The 26,180-nt window shown below is 59.3% G+C and carries 17 protein-coding genes and 4 pseudogenes; 8 read left to right on the plus strand and 13 right to left on the minus strand.

Annotated features, from left to right (window positions below; all coding sequences use genetic code 11):
- Nucleotides 1-11: 11 nt before the first annotated feature.
- From FG99_RS09200 to FG99_RS09235, 8 genes and pseudogenes are all read right to left on the minus strand, one after another.
- Nucleotides 12-1,328: a sensor histidine kinase gene (locus FG99_RS09200; protein WP_034077747.1), complete on the minus strand. Its 1,317-nt coding sequence runs from the start codon at nucleotides 1,326-1,328 to the stop codon at nucleotides 12-14.
- A gap of 4 nt (nucleotides 1,329-1,332) precedes the next feature.
- Nucleotides 1,333-1,788: a nickel-responsive transcriptional regulator NikR gene (nikR, locus tag FG99_RS09205; RefSeq protein ID WP_023105856.1), complete on the minus strand. Its 456-nt coding sequence runs from the start codon at nucleotides 1,786-1,788 to the stop codon at nucleotides 1,333-1,335.
- Nucleotides 1,789-1,802: 14 nt separating this feature from the next.
- A complete protein-coding gene (locus FG99_RS09210) occupies nucleotides 1,803-3,260 on the minus strand; it encodes a nickel-dependent hydrogenase large subunit (RefSeq protein WP_043268951.1) in 1,458 nt (485 codons plus the stop codon).
- Nucleotides 3,261-3,272: 12 nt separating this feature from the next.
- Nucleotides 3,273-4,280 carry an NADH-quinone oxidoreductase subunit B family protein gene (locus FG99_RS09215; RefSeq protein WP_023105858.1) on the minus strand — a complete coding sequence of 336 codons (1,008 nt, stop codon included), beginning with the start codon at nucleotides 4,278-4,280 and terminating at the stop codon, nucleotides 3,273-3,275.
- Nucleotides 4,277-5,731, minus strand: a complete 1,455-nt coding sequence (locus FG99_RS09220) for a sigma-54-dependent transcriptional regulator (RefSeq protein WP_023105859.1) — start codon at nucleotides 5,729-5,731, stop codon at nucleotides 4,277-4,279. The genes FG99_RS09215 and FG99_RS09220 overlap by 4 nt, the downstream gene beginning before the upstream one ends.
- Nucleotides 5,732-5,884: 153 nt before the next feature.
- Entirely contained in the window at nucleotides 5,885-6,277 is a 393-nt protein-coding gene (locus FG99_RS09225) for a DUF3592 domain-containing protein (protein WP_023105860.1), read from the minus strand.
- 2,255 nt (nucleotides 6,278-8,532) lie between these two features.
- Nucleotides 8,533-8,661, minus strand: a pseudogene (locus FG99_RS33075) (hypothetical protein); the annotation flags it as partial.
- 23 nt (nucleotides 8,662-8,684) lie between these two features.
- Nucleotides 8,685-11,078 carry a DUF3772 domain-containing protein gene (locus FG99_RS09235; RefSeq protein ID WP_043268953.1) on the minus strand — a complete coding sequence of 798 codons (2,394 nt, stop codon included), beginning with the start codon at nucleotides 11,076-11,078 and terminating at the stop codon, nucleotides 8,685-8,687.
- Between the two features lie 1,567 nt (nucleotides 11,079-12,645).
- Between FG99_RS09235 and FG99_RS09240 the strand changes: the two genes are divergently transcribed.
- The 5 genes and pseudogenes from FG99_RS09240 to FG99_RS09255 all read left to right on the plus strand — a co-directional run bounded on the left by FG99_RS09240 (nucleotide 12,646) and on the right by FG99_RS09255 (nucleotide 18,960).
- Complete coding sequence (locus FG99_RS09240) at nucleotides 12,646-13,788, plus strand: efflux RND transporter periplasmic adaptor subunit (protein WP_031630811.1); 1,143 nt, start codon at nucleotides 12,646-12,648, stop codon at nucleotides 13,786-13,788.
- Nucleotides 13,789-13,800: 12 nt separating this feature from the next.
- Entirely contained in the window at nucleotides 13,801-16,938 is a 3,138-nt protein-coding gene (locus tag FG99_RS09245) for an efflux RND transporter permease subunit (protein WP_023105863.1), read from the plus strand.
- Nucleotides 16,939-17,126: 188 nt separating this feature from the next.
- Nucleotides 17,127-17,555: an organic hydroperoxide resistance protein gene (locus FG99_RS31195; protein WP_023105864.1), complete on the plus strand. Its 429-nt coding sequence runs from the start codon at nucleotides 17,127-17,129 to the stop codon at nucleotides 17,553-17,555.
- A gap of 767 nt (nucleotides 17,556-18,322) precedes the next feature.
- A pseudogene (locus FG99_RS31200) lies at nucleotides 18,323-18,424 on the plus strand (IS3 family transposase); the annotation flags it as partial.
- 326 nt (nucleotides 18,425-18,750) lie between these two features.
- The gene (locus FG99_RS09255) at nucleotides 18,751-18,960 is read left to right on the plus strand and encodes a YgdI/YgdR family lipoprotein (protein ID WP_031630816.1); all 210 of its coding nucleotides are present in this window, start codon (nucleotides 18,751-18,753) and stop codon (nucleotides 18,958-18,960) included.
- Nucleotides 18,961-19,568: 608 nt separating this feature from the next.
- Here FG99_RS09255 and FG99_RS09260 read toward each other — a convergent pair.
- The 5 genes from FG99_RS09260 to FG99_RS09275 form a co-directional block, all read right to left on the minus strand.
- Nucleotides 19,569-19,955, minus strand: a complete 387-nt coding sequence (locus tag FG99_RS09260) for a hypothetical protein (RefSeq protein WP_023105866.1) — start codon at nucleotides 19,953-19,955, stop codon at nucleotides 19,569-19,571.
- 11 nt (nucleotides 19,956-19,966) lie between these two features.
- Entirely contained in the window at nucleotides 19,967-21,025 is a 1,059-nt protein-coding gene (locus tag FG99_RS09265) for an NAD(P)-dependent alcohol dehydrogenase (RefSeq protein WP_043268955.1), read from the minus strand.
- A 29-nt stretch (nucleotides 21,026-21,054) separates the two neighbouring features.
- On the minus strand, nucleotides 21,055-21,504 hold the full coding sequence (locus tag FG99_RS09270; RefSeq protein ID WP_023105868.1) for a MarR family winged helix-turn-helix transcriptional regulator: 450 nt from the start codon (nucleotides 21,502-21,504) through the stop codon (nucleotides 21,055-21,057).
- Nucleotides 21,505-22,011: 507 nt separating this feature from the next.
- Nucleotides 22,012-22,932, minus strand: coding sequence for a GGDEF domain-containing protein (locus tag FG99_RS31205; protein WP_023105870.1), 921 nt, complete (start codon nucleotides 22,930-22,932; stop codon nucleotides 22,012-22,014).
- 611 nt (nucleotides 22,933-23,543) lie between these two features.
- Nucleotides 23,544-23,756: a helix-turn-helix domain-containing protein gene (locus tag FG99_RS09275; RefSeq protein WP_235567576.1), complete on the minus strand. Its 213-nt coding sequence runs from the start codon at nucleotides 23,754-23,756 to the stop codon at nucleotides 23,544-23,546.
- Nucleotides 23,757-23,980: 224 nt separating this feature from the next.
- Here FG99_RS09275 and FG99_RS32030 point away from each other — a divergent pair.
- The 3 genes and pseudogenes from FG99_RS32030 to FG99_RS09285 all read left to right on the plus strand — a co-directional run.
- Nucleotides 23,981-24,303: pseudogene (locus tag FG99_RS32030) on the plus strand (transposase); the annotation flags it as partial.
- 34 nt (nucleotides 24,304-24,337) lie between these two features.
- Nucleotides 24,338-24,580 (plus strand): annotated as a pseudogene (locus tag FG99_RS32035) (IS3 family transposase); the annotation flags it as partial.
- A 199-nt stretch (nucleotides 24,581-24,779) separates the two neighbouring features.
- Nucleotides 24,780-26,165 carry an IS4 family transposase gene (locus FG99_RS09285; protein WP_043268957.1) on the plus strand — a complete coding sequence of 462 codons (1,386 nt, stop codon included), beginning with the start codon at nucleotides 24,780-24,782 and terminating at the stop codon, nucleotides 26,163-26,165.
- Nucleotides 26,166-26,180: the final 15 nt, after the last annotated feature.

A 26,180-nucleotide genomic window follows, 5' to 3' on the forward strand; every position in this document is an offset into this window, starting at 1 on the left:
CGTTGCGCGCGTCAGCCCAGGGCGGGCAGGCGCAGGTGGAACAGCGCACCGCCATCGGGGTGGTTGCCGGCCTGCAGGGTGCCGCCACAGCCTTCGACGATGCCGTAGCTGATCGACAGGCCGAGCCCGGTACCCTGGCCCACCGGCTTGGTGCTGAAGAAGGGTTCGAAGACCTGGCTCAGGTGTTCCTCGGCGATCCCCGGGCCGTTGTCGCGCAGGGCCAGCTCGGCCCAGCCCGAGGCGTGGCTCAGGGCGATCCACAGTTGCGCGGCGTTGCCGCCCGCGCGAGCGGCGTCGTAGGCGTTCTGCATCAGGTTCATGAGTACCTGCAGCAACTGCCCGGCATTGGCGTGCACACGCACATCCGCGCCGGGCTGCCAGTGCACGCGCAGGTCCGGGGCGGTGCCCCGGGTGATCCAGTGGATGGCGCGCTCGATCACCTCATTGAGCGATACCTCGCCCGGCTGGCCACGGTCCATCGCGGAGAAGCGCTTGAGCGCGCTGACGATATCGGCGGTGCGCTGGGCGCCTTCCAGGGTGCCGTCGATCAGCGACGGCAGGTCGGCCAGCAACGGGTCGATGCGCAGTTGCTGACGCAGCGCCGCGCGCTGCTCGGCGGGCAGCTCTTCGTGTACTGCGCGCAGGTAGCCTTGCAGACGCTGGCCATAGCCGCCCAGCACATGGGCATTGGCCAGCACGAAGCTGATCGGGTTGTTCAGTTCATGCGCCACGCCGGCCACCAGACGGCCGAGGGAGGCCATCTTTTCGGCGTGCAGCAACTGCTGCTGGGTGCGCTTGAGCGCTTCGTGGGCCTCGTGCAGTTGCCGGTAGGCGTGCTGCAGCTCGCCCAGCGGGCGGCCGACCAGCACGTGGCCGAGGCAGCGCCCGTGGGCGCCGCTGCGCACGGTGCAACTGAGGTCCACCGGCAGCGGCTCGCCATCGGCACCGCGGAAGTCGACCTCCAGGCTGGCGCTGGCGCCGGGCTGGCGCAGGCTGGCGAGCAGGCTGCGCAGGCGCTCGCCACTGCTGGCGTCGGCGAGCAGGGCGTGTACCGGACGGCCGCGCAGGCTCTGCTCGTCGCCGCCGACCCTCTCGCGCAGGGCGTGGTTGGTTTCCTCGATCAGCCCTTGCGGATCGCAGGCCAGGAGAATGTCGGACATCGACGCCAGCAGCCCGGCAATGAACTGCTGCGACTGCTCCAGCTCGGTGTTCTTCTGTTCCAGGGCGATCTCGTCCTGGACCAGTTGCGAGTAGACCTCGTCCATCTTGCCGATGACTTCCAGCCAGGCGTCTTCGTCCAGCGGCGGTGCGGGCGGTTTGCGGGCCATCGCGTCAGCTCGTGGGATGCAGGTGCGGGTGGGCGTGGCTGTGCTGGCCCTCGGCGGCCGCCACCGGGATCAGGTTGAGGCGGGCGTGGCGCACGCCGCGCTCGGCGCTCAGGCGTTCGGCGAAGGCCTGCACGTGCTGCACCGGGCCCTTGAGCATCAGGCTTTCCAGGCAGTGGTCGTGGTCCAGGTGCACGTGCTGGCTGGCGATGGTCAGGTCATGGTGTTCGTGCTGCAGGGTCATGACCCGCTCGGCCAGGGTGCGCGCGTGGTGGTCGTAGACGAAACTCAGGTTGGCCACGCAGTGCAGCGCGTCGGCGTCCTGGCGCAGGCGCTCCTGCTCGATGTGCCGACGCAGGATGTCGCGCAGGGCCTCGGAGCGGTTGCCATAGCCCTGGGCGCGGATGAGCTGGTCGAGGGCCTCGGCCAGGCGCTCGTCGAGGGAGATGGTCAGGCGTTGCATGGCATCACTCCGGGTCAGTGCACGGTGCAGACCATGCAGGGGTCGAACGAACGCACGATGTGTTGCACCGCAACCGGGGTCTGCTCACCGGGGCGCACCGGGGCGCCTTCCAGGGCCCGTTCGAGGGCACCGGGGCGGCCCTGGGCGTCGCGCGGCGAGAAGTTCCAGGTGGTCGGCGCGATGATCTGGTAGCTGGCGATGCGCCCGCGCTCGATGCGCAGCCAGTGGCCGAGCGCACCGCGAGCAGCCTCGGTGAGGCCCACCGCGCTGCCGTCGTCGGGCAATGGCGCATCCAGGTAATAGGGCTCGCCGGGGCGCAGCGCCAGCAACCAGTCTTCCATCAGTGGCACAACCCGTGCCAGTTCCACCAGGCGGGCCAGCAGACGGGTATAGACGCTGCCGCCACAGCGCGCCACGGCGTCACGCAGCAGCGGTTGGGCGCTGACCAGCTGGCGCGCCAGGGCGCCGGTTTCGAGCACCTCGCCGGCCAGCCGCGGGGCCTTGTTCCAGGTGTAGGCGGCGGGCTTGTCCAGGTTCGGCTCGGTCTGCCCGTGGGCCGGGTGCAGCGGCCCGCCATGGTCGTCCAGCCAGGCGTGGCTGGCGTCCTCGCGGATACCCTCCAGGGCCAGTGGGCGCACCTCGGCTCGCGCCGCATCCCACAGCCCCTGGGCGAAGCTGCTGTGGCCATCGGGTTGCGGGTAGGCGCCATAGGACAGGTACAGCCCCGGCCCCTGGCCCAGGTGTTCCAGCCCGGCATCCAGGACGATGCGCAGGAAGCGGCGCAGGTCGCCGTGCTCCGGTGCTTCGGCGTACCACTCCCAGAGCTGCGCTTCGCTGGCCAGCCCGGTGATGCGCGCCAGCGGTGCGGCGAACAGTTCGCTTTCGAGGAACTGGCGGAACTCGCGCACCCGCGTCAGCAGGCGCAGGCGCTCGGCCGGATCGATGGCACGGGTGGAGCCGCCCGGCTGCACCGAGCCGGTATGCGGCCACTTGCCGCCCAGGGTGCCGATCAGGTCCAGCCAGCGCTTGCGCGCGGCCAGGGCCAGACGTTGCTGGCTGCCGCTGTGCGGGGTGAAGCGGGCCACGGCATCGGCGTACCAGGGGCGCTCGGCGTACAGCGGGCGAACGAAGTCGGGCATGAAGAACAGGTAGAAGTGGCTCAGGTGGTCGGCGAGGTTTTCCGTCGCCGCCATCAGGTTGATGGCCAGCAGCCCGTTGGCCGGCGGCTGGATACCGGCCAGCCCGGCCAGGGCCCGCGCCGCGGCGACCGACTGCGACACCGAACAGATGCCGCACACGCGCGGCGCGTAGACCAGCGCATCGAGCGGGGCGTGCTCGCGGAGTATCTGTTCGAAGCCGCGGTACATCGTGGCGTTGACCTGGGCCGAGCGCACCTGGCCGTCCTCGATGTCCAGCTGGACTTCGAGGTCGCCTTCGACGCGGTTGAACGGGCCGACCAGTAGACGGGTCATGCGCGGGGCTCCCTAGCGTCGCGAGGTGGGGCGGATGGCCGGAGCGATCAGCGCATGGTCGGCGGTGGCGTTCTGCCGCACGCGCTCCGGGGTGGCCGACTTGGACAGCGCGGCCAGGGCCACGAACCAGGCCTTGGGCATGTCGGTGGGCAGGCCGATGGGGATGCCGGCACGCTTGGGCGTGAGGTGGAAGGCATGCCCCGGCTCCTCGAAGCCTGGCGCCGTGCAGTTGATGCAGGCGTAGCCGCCGCGGGTGCACGAGCCTTCGCCGTTCCACAGGCGGTTGTTGCAGTCGCCGTGGGCCTGGGTGCCCTTGCAGCCGAGGTTTTCCATCATGCAGCCCAGGTCCGAGGGCTTCACTGCGCTGGCCTTGTACTCGTAGAACTCGTTGCGCGTACAGCCGTGGTGGACCAGTTGATCGGCGTAGAAGCGCGGGCGGCCGAGGGCGTCCAGGTCCTGGTTGGCGAACAGCCCGGCGGCCAGGGCCATCAGCGTATCGGTGACCCAGCCGGGGTGGGTCGGGCAGCCGGCGACGTTGATCACCGGCAGGCCACGGGCCGAGCGGTAGTCGGCACCGAGCAGGCCACCGGGGCGCTCGCCGTCGTATTGCAGGCCGCAGGCGTCGGTGGGGTTGTTGCCGGCTGCAGTGATCCCGCCGTAGGCCGCGCAGGTGCCGATGCCCAGCGTGTAGTCGGCGACGGCTGCCAGGCGCCGCACCCAGTCGATCATCGGGATGCCGGTGCCGGCCAGGACGTGGAAGCGCCCGGTGCCATTGGGCCCGCGCAGCAGCGCGCCTTCGATGCACAGCGCATCCAGGTGGGTGCGCCCGCTCAGGCAGTCGTCGAGGATCGTCAGCACCTCATTGCCGCTTTCCAGCGACAGCGAGGGGTGCCAGAGCAGTTCGATTCCGGCGCTGCGCCAGAGCCCGGCGAAGTCCTGGGTGTCGGCGCACAGCAGTGACATGTTGCAGCCGCCGCAGCCACCGGACTGCAGCCAGAGCACGCGGAACATTGCGCTCATGGGGTTTCCTCCAGGCCGAAGCGGCGCAGCTTCTGGCGCAGGCCGACGCGCGACAGGCCCAGCTCGCGCGCGGTGTGGGTCTTGTTCCAGCGATGGCGCAGCAGGGCCTCGCGCAGCAGCGTGGCCTCGATGGCATCGAGCTGCTCCTGCAGGGTGCCGGCCGGGCGCTCGCCAGGTGCCGCGCTGGGCAGTGCACTGCGTGCCTGGCCCTGCAGGACTTTCCAGGAAAACGCTCGGGCGCCGACTTCCTGGCCATCACAGAGGGCCGCCGCGCGGTAGATTTCGTTGCGCAGTTCGCGGATGTTGCCCGGCCAGGGGTAGCCGAGCAGGCTGCCCAGTGCATCGCTGGCGAAGCGCAGGCCGGGCAGGTCGAGTTCCTGGCTGGCATCGGCGAGCAGTTTGCTGGCGATCGGCAGCAGGTCGCCACTGCGTTCGCGCAAGGGTGGCAGGGCCAGCGAGACGCCGGCCAGGCGGTAATAGAGGTCGCTGCGGAAACGCCCGGCCTGGACCTCGGCTTCAAGGTCACGATGGGTCGCGGCGACCACGCGCACGTCGACGCGCACCGCGGTGGTGGCGCCGACCGGGCGCAGCTCGCCTTCCTGCAGCACACGCAGCAGCTTGACCTGGAAGGCCGGCGAGGTGTCGCCGATCTCGTCGAGGAACAGCGTGCCGCCATGGGCGCGCTGGATCAGGCCGATATGGTCCTGGTGCGCGCCGGTGAAGGCGCCGCGCTTGTGCCCGAACAGCTCGGATTCGAGCAGCGAGTCCGGCAGGGCGGCGCAGTTTTCCATGATGAAGGCATTGCCGGCGCGCGGGCTGGCGTAGTGGATGGCGCGCGCCAGCAGCTCCTTGCCAGTCCCCGATTCACCCAGCAGCAGGACCGCCAGGTCGAAGCGCGCCACCCGTGCGGCCAGTTCGCACAGGGCATCCAGCGGGCTGCCCGGGGCGCGGACGATGCGCGCGAAGTCGAAGGCCTCGCGGACCTTGTCCAGCGCCTGCTGGTTGCGCCGCCGCAGCACCGGGGTGGCGGCGCGCAGGTCCAGGTCCAGGCGCTGCAGATGGTTGTTCAGCGCGCGGCTCTCCACGGCGTTGCGCACGGTGCTGAGCAGGTGCTCGGGCAGCCAGGGCTTGAGCAGGTACTGGTAGATACCGGCTTGGTTGACCCCGGCGATGATGTCTTCGGAGTCGGTATAGCCGGAGAGCACGATGCGCACGACTTCGGGCCAGCGCTCGCGGGCTTCCCTGAGGAAGTCGATGCCCTGCACGCCGGGCATGCGCTGGTCGCAGAGGATCACCGCCACCGGGTGCTGTTCGAGCTGCTCGCGTGCCTGCTCCGCCGATTCGGCAAGGAGCACCTGGAACTCGTCGGCGAGCACCCGTGAAAGGGCTTCGCGAGAGCGCAACTCGTCGTCGACAACGAGGATGGTAGGGACAACGCCGGTATCGGTCATGGGCTGAACGAGGTGTCCTGGGCCTGCGGGGGCGGGCATGGTCGCCAGGCACGGAATGGCCGCTCGTGGCTCGCCTGGATGAAAGCGCAGGAGTATATGCCCTTTGACCTTGTAGGAGATATCAGACGTCCGGACGGGGTGGCGGGTGGCCGTTCACCAGAATTTCATGTCGGTGTCGCTGGGGTCCTTCGGGTTGTAGATCACCGAAACCGTACGCCCGGCCGGGAACTCAGCGGCCTGGCCCATGGCGCTGTCCCGGGTGCTGTACCGGCTGCCGCGCGAATGACCGGTCCAGCGCATGCCGTTGGCATCGAAGGTGTAGTAGACGATGGCCACATACTTCATCGGAGGGTACAGGCGTTGCCGCTGGCGTTCGCGCTCGCTCTGCGACCTGGGGCGGGTGTCGTCGATGGACTCTTCCACTTCCGTGCGCACGACCCGGGCCTGGGGTTTCGGCCAACTGCGCATGTCCAGCGTATGGCGCGCCGTCTGTACCAGCGCAACGACGACAGCGAGCCAGATCGCCCAGCGAAACAGATGCTTCATGGCCTCTTCCCTGAATGGCAGCCTGTGATGGCGTACAGCTATCTCCGTATGGTGCGCGGAGCATACCCAGCGGGCATCCAGCACGGCAAGAACGCTGATTGGCGTGGGCGTGCGCCGCCGTGATCGGCGCGAGAGGGGGCGCGCAGCGGGCTCTGTTGCCCTGCGCTTCGTGGGCGTGGCCCGCTTGTGTCTGCGACTTTCGATAGGATCGAAGGTGAGAGCGACGAGAGGCAAGCTGCAGGTCGCGCGGTGTCGCGAGCACTAGTAGGAGCCCAAGCTGCCTCCCGTCTTCCCTCTGACCTAAGCCCGAACAGTTGAACGAGCTAAACAGGGACTGCTGACGACACGGGAGTATCATTTGGTGCAGTTGCCCCTGTAGCTCAGGAATCTCCGAACGTTGTTAGGCTGCTTGACCTGAACTCCTCGAGGTGGGCAGTAGTGCTCTGTGAGGATGCTCCTCACTGTAATGCTTGAAGGCGTTGGTCGGATTGCACAGGGGGCGATCGATTGAGTTTGGGGGGCTTGGGCAGATGGCGGATGTAGTGGTAGTTCATGATCTTCACGAAACACTCTGCCATTCCATTGCTCTGAGGGCTGCACGCCGGCGTTGTTAAGGGGGAGGCTGATCTGCCGGGCAAAGGGCCCAAGTCTGTTCAGTCGCATAGACCGAGCTGTTATCGCTCAGCCATTGCCGGCGATGCAGGTCGTTCGCCGCTGAAGCGTTGCTCGACAGCTTCCAGCCTCACGTCGCTAGCATCGTCGCCACACTAATTGTTTGGGCTGCCGTTCCAGCAACAGATAGTGGTCACGCATGACGCGGTGAGCCCGCTTTGCATTTTAGGGCTGACCTATTGCTCATGCAGTCGACGCAGCAGGACCCCAGCCTGGTGATAGCTGTAGCTGGACGGCGCGCTGACTGCCCGACGGATTTACTCGATCAGTACTACATCGCTGGGCGTCCGGTGTCGACGGGGCGTTCAAGCGGCCAATTGCGAGTCACTACATTGGGATTTTCACTAACCACCAGCCTTGCTAGTTCTCTCTGGCGGCCAAGGGGGCAGTTCATTTCCATGGGCGGGCGATCTTTATCGTTCCCTTGAGAGTTTTAGTCTCCATGATCCCCTAGGCGCGTGATTAGAGACCAAGCGCGACAGCCAGATACAACTAACGTTAGGTCGTTCACGCATAGGTCGTGTTCAAGACCCAGTGCTGATCGGTACGATCCAAGGCGAGCTGGCGAGCCTGGTGATTCGGGGCAATCGGCTGTGCGTGGCGACTGCTGGAAATCAGCCGCTGAACGTGCAGTCCGGCTCTGTGGAGCAGGCGAGGGCCCGCTGCTGTCATGCACATGCTCAATGGCTGCCAGATCAGGCTTAATGCGGCGATGGCCATAGATCCCATTCACCTCATGGTGAATGGTGCGGGTCTCTTTGCTCAGGCACCGATTCGTCATCCCCCTCGCCGAGGGAGGCGGCGGTTGCCAAATATAGAAACCGCTGCGTGATATCTGTAGCGGCCGGCCTGCGCGTCACCAGCGTGAAGCCTCAACAGCACTTCGTGGGCTGCAAGAAGATGGTGAGCACTTTTAAAATGCCTCGTTCCATCCTGGGCCGGCTGCTGGTGTAGGCGACACGGTTCCGGGCTCTCACCACTCGGCTTACCGTCACCCGGAAAGGCATCGTCACCTTGCTGTTCGTACTGGCGCTTATGGTTACACCCATTTGAAACTAGCCTAGATCACATATGTGCCAAATGGCGGCTGCAGTACATATGCTGACAGCCCATATCGCCAGGGCAAGCCAAGCGCCAGCATCGCCAGAGAGTAGTTCATGGAGCGTGCGCGATTCGTTCATGGGATCACCCTCAGGGCTAGATTCTTAGGGCTGGTAGCGGAGTTTTAGGTAAAGACCTGCAGGTTCGGGGTGAGAACAAAAGGCCTCGTCGAAACGAGGCCCGTCTTCGGTTTCCTTCGCGGGGACTCCGTTGACGAAGCGAGTATTGAATATGGTGTCGGAGAAATAAAACGCTTTTTTAGATTTAGTTGGTGTCGGCGAATAAGCAGCACCCACCGTGTCGACAAGTGTCCAGTTGAACGGAAGGCAATTCGGCCGGTGTATAGGCCATCTGATTCGGTGGCGTGTAAGCGCGTCCCTTAAGTAGGCATATGGACGCGTCCTTTCAGGCGAGCTGACTGGACCAGTGCCATCAACGCCACACTTTGCTGGCCACTGTGTCGTGAGCCAGCAAGTAGCCAGTTAGATTGCACCAGGGCCTGGGTCTGGTCTCGATCCGTTGTTGATGGATAGGTTGCCGTCATCCACGTAACGCATCAGAGCCATCCAGTTCTTGAGGTTGTAGTCAAGCATCTCAGCGAACGCGCTACTTTCCGGAACCTTCTGTCAGGGCCTCAATTATAGGCTTGGCCCTGTGACGGTAGGGCCGTTTCGGCCGTTTCAACATCTTGGATCATCACCAGGCTCTGTGGTGAGGACAGCGCGATGCCCTCGTTTCTGAGCTGATCAAGGACGATGAAGAGCAAGTCGCTGCGCGCCCCGGACACTGAGCGTGGGCTGTTGACGTAGCCGCTGGCGGTGAGGACCAGGCCGTTGCTAGCGAGGTCCTTGAAGGTCACCGAGGGCACCGGCGCGTCGAGGATCGCCTGGTGCTCGGCGAACGCCTGCAAGAGCAGCTCACGGACCTTCATCACGTCGGTGTCCAACGGCAGTGTCAGGTTGACTCCGACCACTCCGAGGGCGTTGCCCATGGTCACGTTGCGCACGTTCTGCGAGATGAACTGCGAGTTGGGTACGATCACCGTCGAGCGGTCGGACATCTGGATTTCGGTTGCGCGCACATTGATCCTCCGGATGTCGCCCTCGACCCCACCCAGGCTGACCCAGTCTCCGACCTTTACTGGCCGCTCGGTGAGCAGGATCAGTCCGGAGATGAAGTTTTGCACGATGGCCTGTAAGCCGAAGCCGATACCCACTGAGAGGGCGCTGACCACCCAGGTCAGGTTGGTCAGGTTGATCCGCAGGGCAGACATCACCAGCATCGCCAGGAACACAAAGCCGAGGTAGCCGACCAGAGTCACCAGTGAGGCGCGCATGCCGGCATCCATGTTCGTTTCCGGTAGCAGCCGCTCGCTCAGCCAGTGCTTAACGATGCGCAGGGCAAATAGGCCGCCGACGAAAAGCAGTAGGGCGACCAAGATGTCCTGTGGGACGATGTTCAGGTTGCCTAGGCTCTTGCTGCTTTCGCCTAGTTGGGTGAAGCCCTGCAGCAGTTCGCTGGGGTTCGAGCCGGCGGGTAGGAAGGCCAGCAGCAACGCGGCGAGCAGCAGCAGGGTGCGACCGATGCCGGCCAGAACGGTACTGGCCTGAGCCTGATGGCGCGGCGACAGGCCGAGCGCGTTGGCCAGGGCCAGGCCGCTGGGGTGCTTGGGTGAGAGTAGTGTCTCGCAGATGTCGCCGAAGAAGGCGATCAGCAAGTAGCTGGTGGTCGCGACCACGCTGATCCAGAGCAGCTTGACGGTGAGGAAGTAAGCCAGCGATAGGTAGCCAGTGAACAGGGTGAGGAGGATTGCCGCGACCCAGACCGAGGCGAGGAAGGGAATCAGTCCGGAGATTCCGCTTGGCCGTTCCAGTTCGAACTTGCGCCGCACCCGGTGATAGCGCAGCAAAGCGGCGGCGAAGATCAGCGCGGTGACCAGCGCGGTCAGGCCGTTGAGGGCGACGGTCGGGGCCAGGCTGGCGCCAATGACGCTGTTGATCCGTTCCTCGGTAGCCATCAGCATTAGTGCCATCGCGAGGGTCGCCGGGAACGGGCCGAGGGCGCTGGCGATCCGGTCAGGAATCCCCGGCAGCCGCCAGGATGGCCTCGGCAGCATCAGCAGGGCACGACCGAGGCCTGCAATAAAGGCGCAGAAGCTCGCCAGGCTCACCAGTTGATCGGTCAGGCTGGCCATGTCGGGGCTCAGGCTGGCGTTGTTTTCCAGGCCCCAGCGCATTAGCGACACCGCGCCGACGATGGTCAGGATGGTCGCCAGCCCGACTGCCAGGGCCAGGGCGCTGCGCCGCAGGCGGCCTTCCGGTAGCCAGCGGATCATCGCCCAGGTAAGCATGCGCTCCAGCAGGCGGCGGCCGAAGCTCCAGACCAGCACGGTGGCCAGCAGGGTTCCGGCGAAGGCCCAGCGGTGTCCGGGCGCGATGGCGCTGTCGAAGGCGACCAGGGCCTCCGCCTTCAGCTTGTCCAGCCGACGCAGGTCGTCGTCGCTGGGACGGATCAAGGTCGACCAGAAGCTCGGGCTAAACGGTGTCGCCGCGCGACTGCTGATCTGCGAGTTGAACAGGCTGCGGCGCAGGTTGACGATCTGTGCCGCCAGGTCGCGGGACGACTGGCCGAGCTGGGTGGCCTGGCGTTCGTCGTCGAGCAGGGTGTTCTTCTGCCGGGTCAGGGTCTGGCGCTGGGCGGCGAGGCTTTCCGCCTCGTCGGGCTGCTGTGGGCCGATCACTTTCAACTGGTCGTCGACCCGCTCGATGTCGTCGACCCGCAGCGCGAGCAGGGCGTCGGCCTGGCGCTGGACCTGCAGCGCGCTCTGGCGTAACTCGGCGAGGAGGTCGTCACTGGTGTCGGCGGTGACGCTCTGGCGGATCAGATCAAGTTGTGCGCTGAGTTGACTTAGCTCGACGGGCGCCTGCACGTCCGATTCTGTGGCCCTGGCCCCGCTGCCTAGGGACAAGACCAAGCTCCAGGCCAGTATGGTCTGGCAGAAGAGTGTGAGCAGGCTGACTTGCCTCATCGATTTCTCCTTTTTGATCTTGTCTAGCTCAACATACAACGGGGTGGAGTAAGCTCCGAGAGTTTCCTGGGGCGTATGGTGCAGCTCTTTCAGTCGCTGCTATGCGTAGCACTTCGTGATGCCGTTTCTTTTGGATCACTAGGTGGTGTCGGCACAGTGTATTCCCTCTGCGCTTTTGGGACGGAAAGGTTTGGCTGAAGAAGTGACGGAGAAGTTGTGTGCCGGATCATCGGTGGTGAGCAACTCGTCCATGGCCTCCGGTTTCAGTCCAGGGCGCTACCGCTCTTGCATTGTTGACCAAGAAGCCGATGGCCCCGTGGGGCTGGGGCAGCTCGCGGAATGCGTACCGGTAGAGAGGCGGCATCACGTAGGTCGAGGATCTTGATCGGGGCTGACTGCCGGCGGTGGTGATCGTTGTCCGACGGGCGTTCGCGACGCCGGCCGCAGCCAGCACCAGGGCGAAGCCTTGGCTGAGGCCGCTGCCGGCGCCGGCGCCGGTGACCAGGGTGAGTTGGCCGGACAGGTCGACGTGTAGGGGCGCGCCCGCATTCGGGGATGCGTCGTTATTTCCATACAGGCAACCACCTCGTCCACCAGGGCCGGCTGAGCGGTACCTTCGACAGGGAGTGCACCAGTGTCGGCGACCCGCGCGAGGACCTGGGCTGGTTCAGTGCGTGCTGCTGGCGCCTCACTGCACCACGCTGCGAGGGGCCATCGGCGCCACCGATCTGGTGTTCTGGCAGGTGTTTGCACACCTGCCGCGGCTGTGCTGGACGGGCACAGCCTGGCGAGAGCCATCCGTGCTGGTGAACGTGATTTTGGCACGGTCTGTACCAGTTTGCTTGTGCTGACCCACGCCAAGCTCGCGCTCAGGAATCCACGGTTGCTGTCGAGGTGAAAACTCTGGCCGAGCAGACCAACCTGCTGGCAGCTCAATGCTGCCATCGAGGTGCGCGTCAGTCAGATAGCTACGGCAACGGGACAGCAGAGCGTGGTTGCTGAGCAGGTAAACGATAGTGCCGTACGGGTACAGGAAATGGCACCGTCGACAGTGGAAAACACTCGCCAGATCAATGGTGCTACCCGGAGACTCGTGTGCCTGGGGCGCGACTTGCAGGCATTGGCTCGGCGTTTCAGGAATGTTGATTAATCTAGTAGAGGTCAGACACAGTCAGTACTGCCAAGGGCAGTCCAGAGTGCTCCGGTGGTAGTGAGTTCACCTGGGAGGGTGGCAAGGGAATAACTTGCACTTGGTGGGGGTAAGGAAAATTCAGGTTCTCAAATTCAATTGTTAGCAATATAATTGCTAAAAACTGATTCGCTGCTCAAGAACCGTAACCTCTCCGAGGCCATCCCGAAGGGACTGCCAGCAGTCCTCAGGCATCGTCGGCAGCGGTTTCCGAAAAGAGGGGCGGCACATGGATGGACGCCCTCCAACCGTTGGGCCTGTTCTGTCTACCGATTCTCGATGGGCTCCGCACTTGAGTCAGCGGGGCAGGCGGATCGTAGGCAAGTGTTTTCCCTGGGTCCACAGCAAGAGGAGCATTGGGAGGTGAGACCTGTGGCTATGAGAAATTCACGACGCATCCTGCAAGGGCTGCTCTCTCTGGCTGTCGCTACAAGCATTGCTGGTTGTGGAGGGGAGGGGCAGGCAACGGCCGGTTCAGACCTAGAGGTAGGGGTATACAAGGTGCAAGCCCAGACTCTGACCCTCACGCGTGATCTACCAGGTAGAACAGTGGCCTACCGGGTTGCAGAGGTACGCCCCCAAGTCTCGGGAATTGTCGAGAAGCGTCTGTTCATCGAGGGCAACGAAGTTAGGCAGGGACAGCAGTTGTATCAGGTCGATCCGCGGACCTATGAGGCGCAATTGGCCAGGGCCGAAGCCAATTTGATCACGACGGAGAACCTGGCTCGCCGTTATGGGCGGCTATTGCAAGCTAATGCCGTGAGCCTGCAGCAGCATGATGATGCTGTGGCGAACTGGAAACAGGCACAGGCTGAAGCGCGGGTGGCTCGTATTAATGTCCAATACACCAAGGTGCTTGCTCCGATCTCTGGGCGTATAGGTCGGTCTACCGTGACCGAAGGTGCGTTGGTCACCGATAGCCAGACGCAGGCGCTCGCCACTGTGACTCAACTGGACCCTATCTATGTCGACGTTACTCAACCTGTTACCAAACTGCTCGGCCTGCAACAAGCACTGGAGTCAGGACAATTGCAGGGCAGCGATAGTGAGGCTCTGGCTCGGGTTGGCCTGATCCTTGACGATGGTAGTCGTTATCCGCTGCCCGGTACGCTGAAGTTTTCCGAAGTGCATGTGGACCCAAGTACTGGTGCAGTCACTCTTCGCGCCGAGTTTCCCAATCCCCAGCGCAAGCTGCTACCTGGCATGTTTGTGCGCGCTCAACTGGAAGAGGGGACTCGCAACTCAGCATTGTTGGTGCCTCAGCAGGCTTTGCTCAGGGATGCCAGAGGAGCGCCCTACGTTTGGCTGGTCAGGAAGGACAACACCGTAGAGCGACGCGAAGTACAGACTCTTCGCACCGTTGGTAATGCCTGGTTGATCGAACAGGGATTGCAGGAGGGTGACCGGATCGTAGTAGAGGGGGTGCAGCGTGCCCGTAAAGGTATCCGGGTCCAGCCTGTAGACGCATCGAATGTCAAGTTGGCCCTCAGCTTCGGTCAGCAAACAGTTACCGTGCACTGAGGAACTCCGGGCATGTCACGTTTTTTCATCGAACGGCCTATTTTCGCCTGGGTGTTGGCCATTGTCGCGATGCTTGCCGGGACGCTGTCGTTGCTGAACATTCCGATCAGCCAGTATCCGAACATCGCAGCGCCTGCGGTATCTATCCAGGTGACCTACCCTGGCGCCTCGGCCAAAACGGTTCAGGATACGGTCGTGCAGGTCATTGAGCAGCAACTTAGCGGTCTGAATGGCTATCGCTACATGTCGGCGGAAAGCAACTCCGACGGTAGCATGAGCATTATCGTCACCTTCGAGCAGGGCACCGACCCTGACATCGCTCAGGTGCAGGTGCAGAACAAACTGCAACTGGCCACTCCTCGCCTACCGGAAGAGGTCCAGCGTCAGGGCTTGCGTGTTGTCAAATACCAGCAGAACTTCTTTCTGTTCGTTGGACTGGTGGATACCACCGGCAAGATGAACAGTTCTGACTTGAGCAACGTCATCGCCTCCGACCTGCAAGACCCAATCTCGCGTGTCGATGGGGTTGGTGATGTCCTGCTCTTCGGCTCCCCCTATGCGATGCGCATATGGCTTGATCCGAACAAACTGAATAGCTACCAACTGATGCCCTCTGATGTAGCTACCGCGATTCGCGAGCAGAATGTCCAGGTGTCGTCTGGCCAATTGGGTGGGCTACCCACCCGCAGCGGTGTCCAGCTGAATGCGACGGTAATTGGCAAGACACGTATGACCACTCCAGAAGAGTTCGAGGAAATACTGGTCAAGGTGAATGCCGATGGCTCACAGGTGCGGCTCAAAAATGTTGCTACCGTGGAATTGGGGGCGGACAATTTTTCTTTCAGTACCCAATACAATGGCAAGGCTTCGGCCGGCTTGGCGTTACGACTGGCTCCAGGTGGAAACCTGCTGGAGACGGCCAATGCCATCAGGGGGGTGATAGAGCAGCAAAAGGCAAGCCTGCCGGACGGTGTAGAAGTTATCTACCCGTATGACACTACGCCTGTTGTCGAGGCGTCGATCGAGTCGGTGATACACACCATCTTCGAAGCCGTCGTGTTGGTGTTCATTGTGATGTATCTGTTCTTGCAGAGCTTGCGTGCAACACTGATTCCCACCCTGGCGATACCGGTCGTGCTACTGGCGGCATTCGCGGTTCTGCCGCTGTTCGGGGTTGGCATCAACACCCTGGCCATGTATGCCATGGTTCTGGCGATCGGGTTGCTGGTGGACGATGCCATCGTAGTAGTGGAAAACGTCGAGCGCCTGATGCATGAAGAAGGGCTCTCGCCACTGGAAGCTACCCGAAAGTCCATGGGCCAAATTTCAGGGGCGCTGGTTGGCATCGGCATGGTTCTGTCGGCAGTGTTCGTTCCCATGGCTTTCTTCGGTGGTTCAGCTGGGATCATCTACAAGCAGTTCGCCGTGACCATCGTCGTGTGCATGGGGCTTTCCGTACTGGTTGCGCTGATTTTCACGCCGGCTCTCTGTGCCACTATTCTCAAATCACCGAAAGTGGGGGGGCACGTTGAGAAGAAAGGGGTCTTCGGCTGGTTCAACCGCTGTTTCGACAGTAATACCCAACGCTTTGAGCGCGGCGTCGCTGGGATGCTTATACATCGCGGTCGCTATTTGTTGATATTTCTGTTGATCACTATTGGCACCGGGTATCTGTTCAGCAGAATTCCCAGTGCTTTCTTGCCGGGAGAAGACCAGAAGGTAGTTTTCGTGGAGGTGCGTATGCCAGCCAACTCTTCCGCGGAGAGAACTTCGGCAGTGCTCGATGAAATAAGACGCTATTTGCTGGAGGAGGAAGGTGACGTCGCCAGTTCCATCCTGACGGTCAATGGTTTCAATTTTGCTGGCCGGGGGCAGAACGCAGGGATAGGGTTCGTAATGCTGAAGGACTGGAAGGAAAGAACAAGAAAAGGACAGGACATTTTCAGTTTGGTGGAAAGAGCCAATGTTCATTTTTCAAAAATCAAGGATGCAACCGTATTGGCTATCGTTCCGCCTGCGATTCTTGAAATGGGCAATGCAATGGGGTTCGATCTTTACCTTCAGGACAGGGCGGGCCTCGGCCACGAAGCCTTGATGGCTGCCCGTGATAGATTCCTGGAACTCGCTCAAGAGAGCCCTGTATTACAAGCGGTTCGCCCTAATGGCAAGGATGATGAGCCGCAGTATCGGGTGGACATCGACGATGAAAAGGCGCGGACATTGCAGGTCAGCATTCAGTCGATCAATGACACCATGTCCGCTGCCTGGGGCTCGTTGTACGTCAATGATTTCATTGATCGGGGACGCGTGAAGCGTGTCTATCTGCAAGGAAATGACAGTTCGCGTATCGGCCCTGAAGACTTCGATAAGTGGTATGTGCGCAATGCCCTGGGGCAGATGGTCCCCTTCTCGGCATTTGCCTCGGGAGAATGGGTTTCCGGCTCTCCAAAACTAGAGCGCTTTAGCGGGATATCGGCTGTACAGATACTAGGGCAGCCCGCATCTGGATACAGCACTGGGGAAGCAATGGTCGCCATTTCCGAGATCATGAAAGCACTGCCAAATGGAATTTCGCTGAGTTATAGCGGATTGTCCTATGAGGAAATCAAGACAGGCAACCAAGCACCTATGCTCTATACCTTGACAGTGCTGATAGTGTTTCTTTGCCTAGCGGCATTGTATGAAAGTTGGTCGGTGCCTATTGCCGTTGTTCTTGTAGTACCTCTAGGTATCTTGGGGGCTGTCGTGGCGACCCTTTGGAGAGATTTGACGGCAGACGTTTACTTTCAGGTTGGTCTGATGACTACTGTCGGATTGACTGCAAAGAATGCGATCCTGATCATCGAGTTCGCCAAGAGCTTGTATGAGCAGGAGGGGAGGTCTGTCGTTCAGGCAGCCGTTGAGGCATCGAAATTACGTCTACGTCCTATCTTGATGACATCCCTCGCATTCACTTTCGGCGTATTGCCAATGGCTATTGCATCTGGGGCGGGCTCTGGAAGTCAGCACTCAATTGCGACCGGTCTGGTTGGTGGCATGATCAGCGCAACCATTCTTGTCGTGTTCTTCGTGCCGCTGTTCTTCGTACTGATCGTTTCGTTGTTCGACCGGTACAAGACATCCGTTTCCAGTACGGGAGTGCAGGCATGAATAGCAGAAACTACCGTAGGGTTTTATCTGCAGCAAGGGAGTGCGGTCCTGACAAAACCATTGAGGAGGTATAACTACAGTAAGAGCTGGAAAATTTGAATAGTGCAGGACACGGAGGCGTAAATAGATTGATAGCAATTTATTCCCTAGAAATATAGTTTTTAAAAACCATCTAAGGAGAAGGCACCATGAGCACCACCCTGTATTCCACGAAAGTCACTGCTGTTGGCGGTCGCAACGGCACGATCCATAGCGATGATGGCTTGCTTGACCTGCAACTGGCGCTGCCCAACGCCTTGGGCGGCAAGGGTAACGCGACCAACCCCGAACAACTGTTTGCCGCGGGCTATGCAGCTTGCTTCGGTAATGCGGTCATCCATGTGACGCGCAATAAGGAACAAAAAATCAAGGATGATGATGTGGAGGTCAGTGCTAGAGTAAGCCTCGTTCCCAACGGCAGTGGTGGTTTCGCTCTGAGCGTCGCGCTCGAAGTGATACTTGCCGGCGTCGATCAGGCACTGGCCGAAGAGGTTGTGGCAGAAGCTCACAGAGTCTGTCCGTATTCTAATGCAACTCGTGGCAATATCGACGTTTCCCTCTCAATTACAACTCGCTGAGAGCTACTTCGCACCTACTGTACGAGTTGCATGTCTGTATTGGTAGGTGCGATCTATCTATGGGCGGCATATCAGCGGCAAGCACTTAAACCATAGCACTCTGATGGAGTTGGGCTGTGTCAGGCCTGAATGCTTACCCTGGTTCTCGTCGCCCAAGGGAAAGGAGAGCAAGTATGGCGATGCTTCTGTTTTCTTCCTATGAGCAAAAAACAGGTGCTACTACTACTGCTGCCCGGCGTACGAGAACGGTGATTTTCTCACTGCAGAATCCGGTGGCAACGCTGCGCCTATTGGTCAGGCGTTGGCTGTTACTAAATCGTAGGTTGTGTACTCGATGCCATATTTGAGCGCCTGACATAGCAGCATGCCAAGTGCCTGTTGAGCGGATTAGGTATTGATTGGTCCGCAAACTACCGCAACCCTCCCGGTAGTGTCCGGCGATAATCCCGAGCGGTTGCGAGGTGAGGCCGTACTGGCGGTCCTGTGCGGGACAAGTTTGTTGCCAGCCTCATCTGGTAAATGATTCAACCACCGACTGAATCGAGGTGTTGATTGCGCTGCCAGCAACGCCTTGTGAGAGATCGCCCTAGTACGGATGCGCAGCGATCTGCGTACTAGGGCCTACGTGGAGCACGCGCACGGGAAAGGGGCGTTATCATCAAGAAGATCCATAGCCGCCTGCAGCGCTATCTCGTCAGGGTGCTATATGCCCAGGTCCTGGTTGATCTGGCGAACACCTCGAGTTTCAGTTGGCATAGGTGCCTTAAAGTTTCTTCTCCACGCTGAAAACCGAACGACTGAGCCAGCGGATTTACCGGTCCCTTGATGAGCGCCGGGCCGAGGTGTTCGACTACATCGAGCGGTTCTAAAACGCACGGCGCCGGCACTTGGCACTGAAATATGTAAATTCCATGCAGTGTGAGGCGGTGGCTTGTTAGGTCAACCAATCTGTCTAGCGGGATGGGGCAAGCCCAAGCAGCTGCTAAGTGTTTGATTGTAATAAGAAGGCCGCCCAGTTGGGCGGCCAGTCAAGAGATTCCTTCGCGGGGATTCTGTTGACTGGCTTAGGCTATCACGATTTTGTAGAGAAAAGCCTCTATCCTGGGGTTATAGAGAGAGACTATACGAGTTAAAATCCGTACGGGCCCTCTTAAGGATAGGCCTCCTTCAGACCAGCATCTCTATGGGGAGTAAGATGAAAAGCATTTTTGTCGCTGCGATTTGTGCATTTGTATTGGTCGGTTGTTCTTCTGAGTACCTGATCATGACAAGGGATGGTCAGGTGCTTACTACCACAGATAAACCTCGGCTGGATAGTAAGACGGGTATGCTTGAGTTCGAAGATAGCCAAGGCAAGAAACAGCAAATTCCACAGAGCAGCGTTAAGCAGTTGATCGAGCGCTGAGTATCACTTTAAGAGCCCTCGGCAATGAGGGCTCTTCTTTTCCTATAGCCAATGGTTGGCGGCGAAGCGTTGGCGTGCTCTGGTTGCTGGCTAGTCTGAAGGTAACTTTAAGCCGCTTTCAGTAACGAGAAACCCTCATTTTGGTGCGGCCTTAAAGACTTCTCTGTCGTTGGTTGGAATTTAGCGGATGATACCTATCCGTAGGTATCTTTTTGACTGTAGGTTATGGTTTTGCTGAAAGGTGCCCAAAGTGGTCGCCTGGGAAAAGGGGAAACCCAGCAGCCCGGGGAGGCGGTCACGGAAGAGGGCTATCTACTTGCGAATCAGATTGGTGTTTCTGCCCTAACGCTCACGTCAGGTTGCAGGCATTCCTGAACGGCTTTTGCCTTGAAGTGCTTGGGATAAGAGTTGCACTGGTGCATGGTGATCCTTGCATTATGGACGATGGTGTCCACGTATTTTAGGTTGACACCATTGCTCTTCATGTCGGGACTCTGAAGGTGTGTGTTCGCCGGGCGCATACGTTGCATCGAAAAAACCTTCAGACTTTAAAAATCCTCGACTCCGTTACTTTCGGGCTCCAGGGGATAGATCTCGATCGCTACATGTTAGAATGGTTTAAGCGTCATCAGGCCGTAAGCTGTAATGAGAAACAGGAGTTGGAGCGAGGCTGCCACCAACGCTGGCATTTTGCTGCCCGCTACCAGGGCGCGCCGGCTGGATGTCCCGGAAAAACCATGGCCTGCGACCGCGATCAGACCAAGCCAGGGAAATATCAGCTTTAGCCAGGTGCCTTGTGCGACGACGACCAATACCAGGCCGGACAGGCCAGTTAAGCCGGTCATGGCCATCGCTCCCGTATAAACAAGCTTTCGTGGTCCTCCCAGCTCGCCAGCGATCCGCGGCGCTGTCAGTACTATGCTGACCCAACCCAGCGTCAGTAGCACTGAGAGCATGGCTAACCCTTTGTGGGTCTGGCTCAACAGTTCATACATGGCTCTATCTCCTAGGCGGTCTTCAACGAAGCCATGTCGATGACGAAGCGGTATTTGATGTCACTGCGCAACATTCGCGCATAGGCCTGTTCGATCTGCTGGATGGGAATAATCTCGATGTCGGCAGTGATGCCGTGCTCACCACAGAAATCGAGCATTTCCTGGGTCTCGGCAATGCCTCCGATCGCCGAGCCGGCGATAGAGCGTCGTCCCGTGATGAAGCTGAAGGCACTGACTGGTAGCGGTTCGTCTGGTGCGCCAATCTGCACCAATGTGCCGTCGCGGCCAAGCAAGTCCAAATAAAGGTCAATGTCATGTGGTGCGGATACCGCATCAATGATCAGGTCCAGGCTGGATTGGTAGGTGAGCATTGCCTGCGAGTCGCTCGATAGCACAACCGCATCTGCACCGAGCCGCCTACCATCGGCAACCTTGGATACGGAGGTAGTAAACAGCACTACATGGGCGCCCAGTGCATGGGCCAGCTTGACTGCCATGTGCCCCAGCCCCCCTAGCCCGACGACCCCGACTTTCTTGCCCGGACCTGCCCCCCAGCGGCGCAGGGGCGACCACGTGGTGATTCCAGCGCACAGCAGCGGTGCTGCGCCAGCTGGATCGAGGCTGTCTGGAACTTGCAGTACGAAGTCCTCGGGCACGACGATGTGGCTAGAATAACCTCCGAAGGTATGACCGCCGAGAACGTTGTCATCTCCGTTGTAGGTACCAACCATGCCCTTTTGGCAATACTGCTCGAGCCCTTCGCGGCAGCTCGGGCACTCACGGCAGGCATCGACCATACAGCCCACAGCCACCAAGTCCCCGATTTGGTGGCGGGTGACGCCGGAGCCAACCCCTCTCACCCGCCCGACAATCTCATGGCCAGGTACGCAGGGATATAGGGTGTTGCCCCATTCGTTGCGAGCTGTATGCAAGTCTGAATGGCAGACGCCGCAATAAAGAATGTCGATCACAACATCCAAAGGGCGAGGTGACCGGCGTGAGAACGAAAATGGAATCAATGGGGAATTGGCATCTTGGACTGCGTAGCCAGTACAAGTAGCGGTAGCCATGACTAGCCTCCTGTCGAGGGAGATAACGGTTAGGTGTAGCGACGAGCGAGTATGCGAACCATGGCCTGCACCGCGTCGCGTAGGTCCTCGACGGAAGCCGGATCGACTCCAAGCTGGCCCGCCAGGGTTTGTGGCACGTTCAGTGCCGCAGCGCGGAGTTCGTGTCCATGGGGTGTCAACATGATCAATACGCGTCGTTCATCTTCAGGGTCGCGGCGGCGAGTCACGAAACCGTCACGCTCCATACGTTTGAGCAGTGGTGTTAACGTGCCGCTGTCTAGATGCAAGCGTTCTCCCAGATCACCAACGCTGACCACATCATGTTCCCAGAGCACCAACATCACGAGGTATTGCGAATAGGTGAGCCCGAGTGGCGCCAGTACCGGCCGATAGGCTCGCGTCAGTAGGTTGGAGGCTGCATAGAGGGGAAAGCAAAGCTGTCGGTCAAGCAGCAACGGATCGTCTTCCGGAATGGCCATAGTAGCTTCAGCCCTCCTTGATCAAGAGGGCTATGGCGTTGGTGCTGCTGGGGGGGCTGGCCATGGATGCTTCTGCCACGACAGCTTTGTCCCGTGTCTGAATGACGTTGGTAAGGGGCTCCTTACGGAGTGCACTATTGTCGCCACCGCCAAACGCGAAGACTTTCGAATGGGGAGTGCTCATGGATTTCCTTTGGCCATGCCTTTATGTGTTTAGCAATTATATTGCTAGCCGCATATTTTATCAATAGAGCTTCCTAAGTACCTTGTCAGTCAGTGACCCGCTGAGCGTTATAGAGAGTTTTGTCGCCAGCGAGAAAGCGTGCTCCTGATTTTTCTATTCGCAATACGCTACTGCCGTAGCGAGAAATCTACATGCTAGAGTTTCTAGCGTCTGCTCTAGCCTTCTCTAATGTTTCCGTAACGTGCTGGATTTTAGTGGGCTATCTAAGGTGGAATAATTTTTAAGTTGTTTATGCGTGCTCTGTTTATAAGGTGTCTGGCCAGTCAAATAGTGTTGGGTGAAAACCATTTCCATCGCGCTTTTCCTGATTTCTTGACTTGGTATAGTGCCGAGTCTGCGTGTTCCAACAGTTTGCGCTTGTCTGCTGCGTGATCAGGATAGATACAGCCGCCAATGCTTGCAGATATTTTTATCTTCCTATTGAGGATGGCTATAGGCTCGCTTGCCGTAGTGATAATTCGCTGACAGATATCTTCCAGTAACTCAAACCTCTCGGGCACGGTGAGTAGTAGGCAAAACTCATCGCCACCAAAGCGGCATATGAAGTCTGAATCTCTTATGGCGCTTTTAAATCGGTGTGCAAGAGTGCGTAGTACTTCGTCCCCAATCAAATGACCATAGGTGTCATTCACCGGTTTGAAGTTGTCTAGATCCACCATAAGTAGAGCTAGGCGTGTTTGGTTCCTCCCAGAGGTCTCTTTATGCCAATGCTCTCGCAGTCCTCTACGGTTGGCAATGCCAGTCAAAGGGTCAAGATAAGCATGCTCCTTTAATAATTTTACATCCTGCTTGAGATTGGAAATATCCTTGTAAAGATTTATTGCCAACTGCTGCTCATGTAGGATTAGACAGCAGTATAGGACGTTGTGGATATTTCCGTCGCCATCTAGAATTTCAAGCTCGATATCGGGGGTGACGGATACCTTTGTAGATCCAGGTCGCGATTTTGATTTATTCCAGTGCTTGCAGGCTTGCTCGCGCTGCCACTCATGGATATAGGTTTCCTCTATTAGCTGACTCACTGTCTTGAAGTGACCTGGTGGGTACCTGAAAAGATTATGAAAATATGAGTTACAGTGCTGAATGTGTGCTTCTGGCAGGGTAGCCCATGAGACAGCAAAAGGTAGTGCATCAAGTACCGTATCCCGTAAGGTACAAAGGAGTGATTCCTTCGAAAACGCCATGGGTTTCCCCCTCGTCATCCCGACATGCTTGGCTAGGCTTATGGATATTCTCTCTATTATGGATAGCTAGTTGAACCAACTGGGTGCTCCTACTCTGAGATGCCAAGAAGCATTAAATCATGCTTCTTCGATCGCCCAGTCCATAGTATCCATTAATTAGATCGCCATATTCGTCCAAGATACATCTGCAATGTACCTAATTCAGGTACAGCGTACCACAAGCAGCAGGAAGACCAATGGCTCATTGCCATGCGGTGGCATAGTGCAGTGGGTGGGGGCTAGCCTTGGAGCTGGCCGAGGGCAGATGCATGCCATGTTTCTTGGTGTGCAGACAGGCGTGCGCAGGAAAAGGTGGTGCGAGGAATCGCCGGAGTGGGGAGTCATGGACAGACTCCCAGCCTCCTGCCGAGCTCATTAGGCAGGCTCCTCTGAATCGGCATCTTGGCCTTCAGAAATGGCTTATTTCCTGAAAGCCAGATGCCGACAGGTTGGAGCGCAGGCCGGCTAACGCTTGGTGGGGGCTATAGAGAGGCGATAGGGGCAGGTGCTGTTTGAGGTGATGAGCAATGAGGTTGATTCTCAACATCATGGTTCATCGACGTGTCCTCTGGTCATGATTTCTTTTGCTGCGTGTGCTCGCCTTGTCCAAATGCCATCACAATGTTCAATCCTTCATGCGGCTGCACATCAAGAGCCTTGCAGTACCAGATATACTCAACAACGTCCAACCTACGTTCTCCAGTCTCGACTTTCTGAATGTAAGAGTGTGTGACGCCCAACCGTTTTCCGAGGTCGCGCATCGTCAAGCCCTGCTTCTTGCGCATATCGCGCAGCCAGCAGGTTAAGGCCAACATTCCCGGGGTATTTATGCTTTTGGTCACCTGTACCTTTTATAGGTACAAGGCCGTCGTATCCAAAAAAGGTACAGCTAACCTGTGAACGAGCCCCTTGAAACACAGGACACCGTTTCCCCCTTACCATAAGGGATAGGCAAACGACTGTGTTTATGACTACCAGCAAAGACAAAAGCATCGAAGTGCTTGGCTAGGAGCGGCGTCGCCGCTGGAGCGTCGAGGAGAAACTGGCCATGATGCGCGGGAGCCTGGAGCCCGGGCAAAGCGTCTCGGTGGTGGCCCGGCGCAACGGTATCAATCCCAACCAACTGTTCCACTGGCGCAAGCTCTACCAGGACGGCAGCCTCTCGGCAGTCAGTGCCGGTGAGGCGGTGGTGCCCGCTTCCGAGTTGGCCGATGCCCTCAAGCAGATCCGCGAGCTGCAACGGATGCTAGGCAAGAAGATCATGGAGGCCGAGATCCTCAAGGAAGCGGTGGAGATCGCCCGCTCGCGAAAATGGATTGCGCACTCCCCCTGTTGCCGGGGGACGGTGGATTCAATCGGCCGTCGCAACACGTTGGTTTGTAGCATGAGTGCCGTCGGGCATTGCGGCGATAACGCTGCCTGTGAAGGCTTCTTTGGCCTGCTCAAACGGGAGCGTGTTGCCCATCAATCGTATCGAACTTGCGATGAGGCACGGGCAGATCTATTCGACTACATCGAGCGATTTCACAATCCACGAATGCGTCGTAGAGTCGACCGCCAGGATCTGAAGTTTTCAGCCTTTTTCAAACCGTCTGTGGAAATAGGGTAGAACCCGGCCGTCGCAATGATATGGGTACGGACATCGTTAGTGGTTTGAATGACGTTCATGTGTCGCACTCGAAAACAAAATTAGACCAGTCGTGAATGGTGCTTACTTAAGCGCTAACTGGTTGATCCTGAAGAGGAAAGGCTTCTCTTGGTCTACGGTGATAGTTGCGAACACACACCGAACCCAAGGAGCAGCCCACATGAATCCTAGGCATCAAGCTGCCATTCATCAACAGCAACGTGCCCGCCGACATGCATCAAGCGCAGATGCCTACGCCTTCTTCAACTTGCTAACCGGCCCTGAATTACTTGACCGGGTCGAGTTGTTGTTGCCGGCTCATCGGGAGCGCTTGTTCCCACCGACGGAGACGCTGTCCATGTTCATGGCTCAAGCCTTGAGTGCCGACCGGTCCTGCCAAAGAGCGGTCAATGACCTGGCTGTAAAGCAGGTACACGGTGGTTTGATGCCGTGCAGCACTCACACCGGCGGCTACTGTCGTGCTCGTCAGCGATTGCCGGTGGAGATGGTTTCCAGCCTGGTTCGCGGCGCTGGTAATCTGATCAGCACCTGCTCTGCTCAGACTGGGCAGTGGATGGGCAGACCGGTTCGGCTGGTCGATGGGACGACAGTGGCGATGCCAGATACCAAAGCCAATCAGGCTGCCTATCCGCAGTCGCGTGGACAAAAGCCAGGGCTTGGATTTCCGATTTGCCGGTTGGTCGGCATTGTCTGTCTTTCCAGCGGGGCAGTGCTGGATGCGGCATTGGGGCGTTTTCGAGGTAAAGGCGGTGATGAACAAACCCTGTTGCGGTCGATGCTCGATACGTTGAACACGGGGGATGTATTGGTGGGCGACGCCTATTACGCCACCTACTTTCTGCTGTGCGAGTTGCAGCGCAGAGGCATTGATGGCGTATTCGAACAGTATGGTGCTCGTCGACGCAGTACCGACTTCCGACGCGGCAAGCGCTTGGGCGCGCGCGATCATCTGATTGCTCTGGAAAAGCCCCCGAAACGTCCGCTCTGGATGAGCCAGGCACACTACGAGCAAGCGCCTGAGAGGTTGGTGGTTCGGGAGTTGAAAGCAGGCGACAAGATCCTGGTCACAACATTGCGCTGCGCGAATCAAACGCCCAAGGCCGCATTGAAAGGGTTGTTCAAAAGCCGGTGGCATGTCGAACTGGACTTACGCAATCTCAAGAGCACGATGGGGCTTGTGATGCTGAGTTGTAAAACGCCGACGATGGCCGTGAAAGAACTCTGGGTTTACCTGCTGGCACACAACCTGATCCGGCTACTCATGGTGCAATCGGCATTAATGGCGGACTGTTTGCCGCGTGAACTGAGCTTCAAGCACAGCCTGCAGCTATGGCTGGCGTGGCGACAGTTCGATGGTCCGGATATGGACGAAAGCCTTCAGAGGTTACTCATTTTAATCGCCCAGCAGCGCGTTGGCAGGCGGCCTGGGCGGGTTGAGCCACGAGCTCTCAAGCGAAGGTCGAAACCTTATCCATTGCTGACCCATACACGCCAATCTGAGCGCGCCAAAATCAGGCGAAGCGGTCACCCTAGGCGGGCTAAGTAAGCGCCATTCAGACCA

This window comes from Pseudomonas sp. AAC, from assembly GCF_000725445.1.
Taxonomy (GTDB): Bacteria; Pseudomonadota; Gammaproteobacteria; order Pseudomonadales; family Pseudomonadaceae; genus Pseudomonas; species Pseudomonas citronellolis.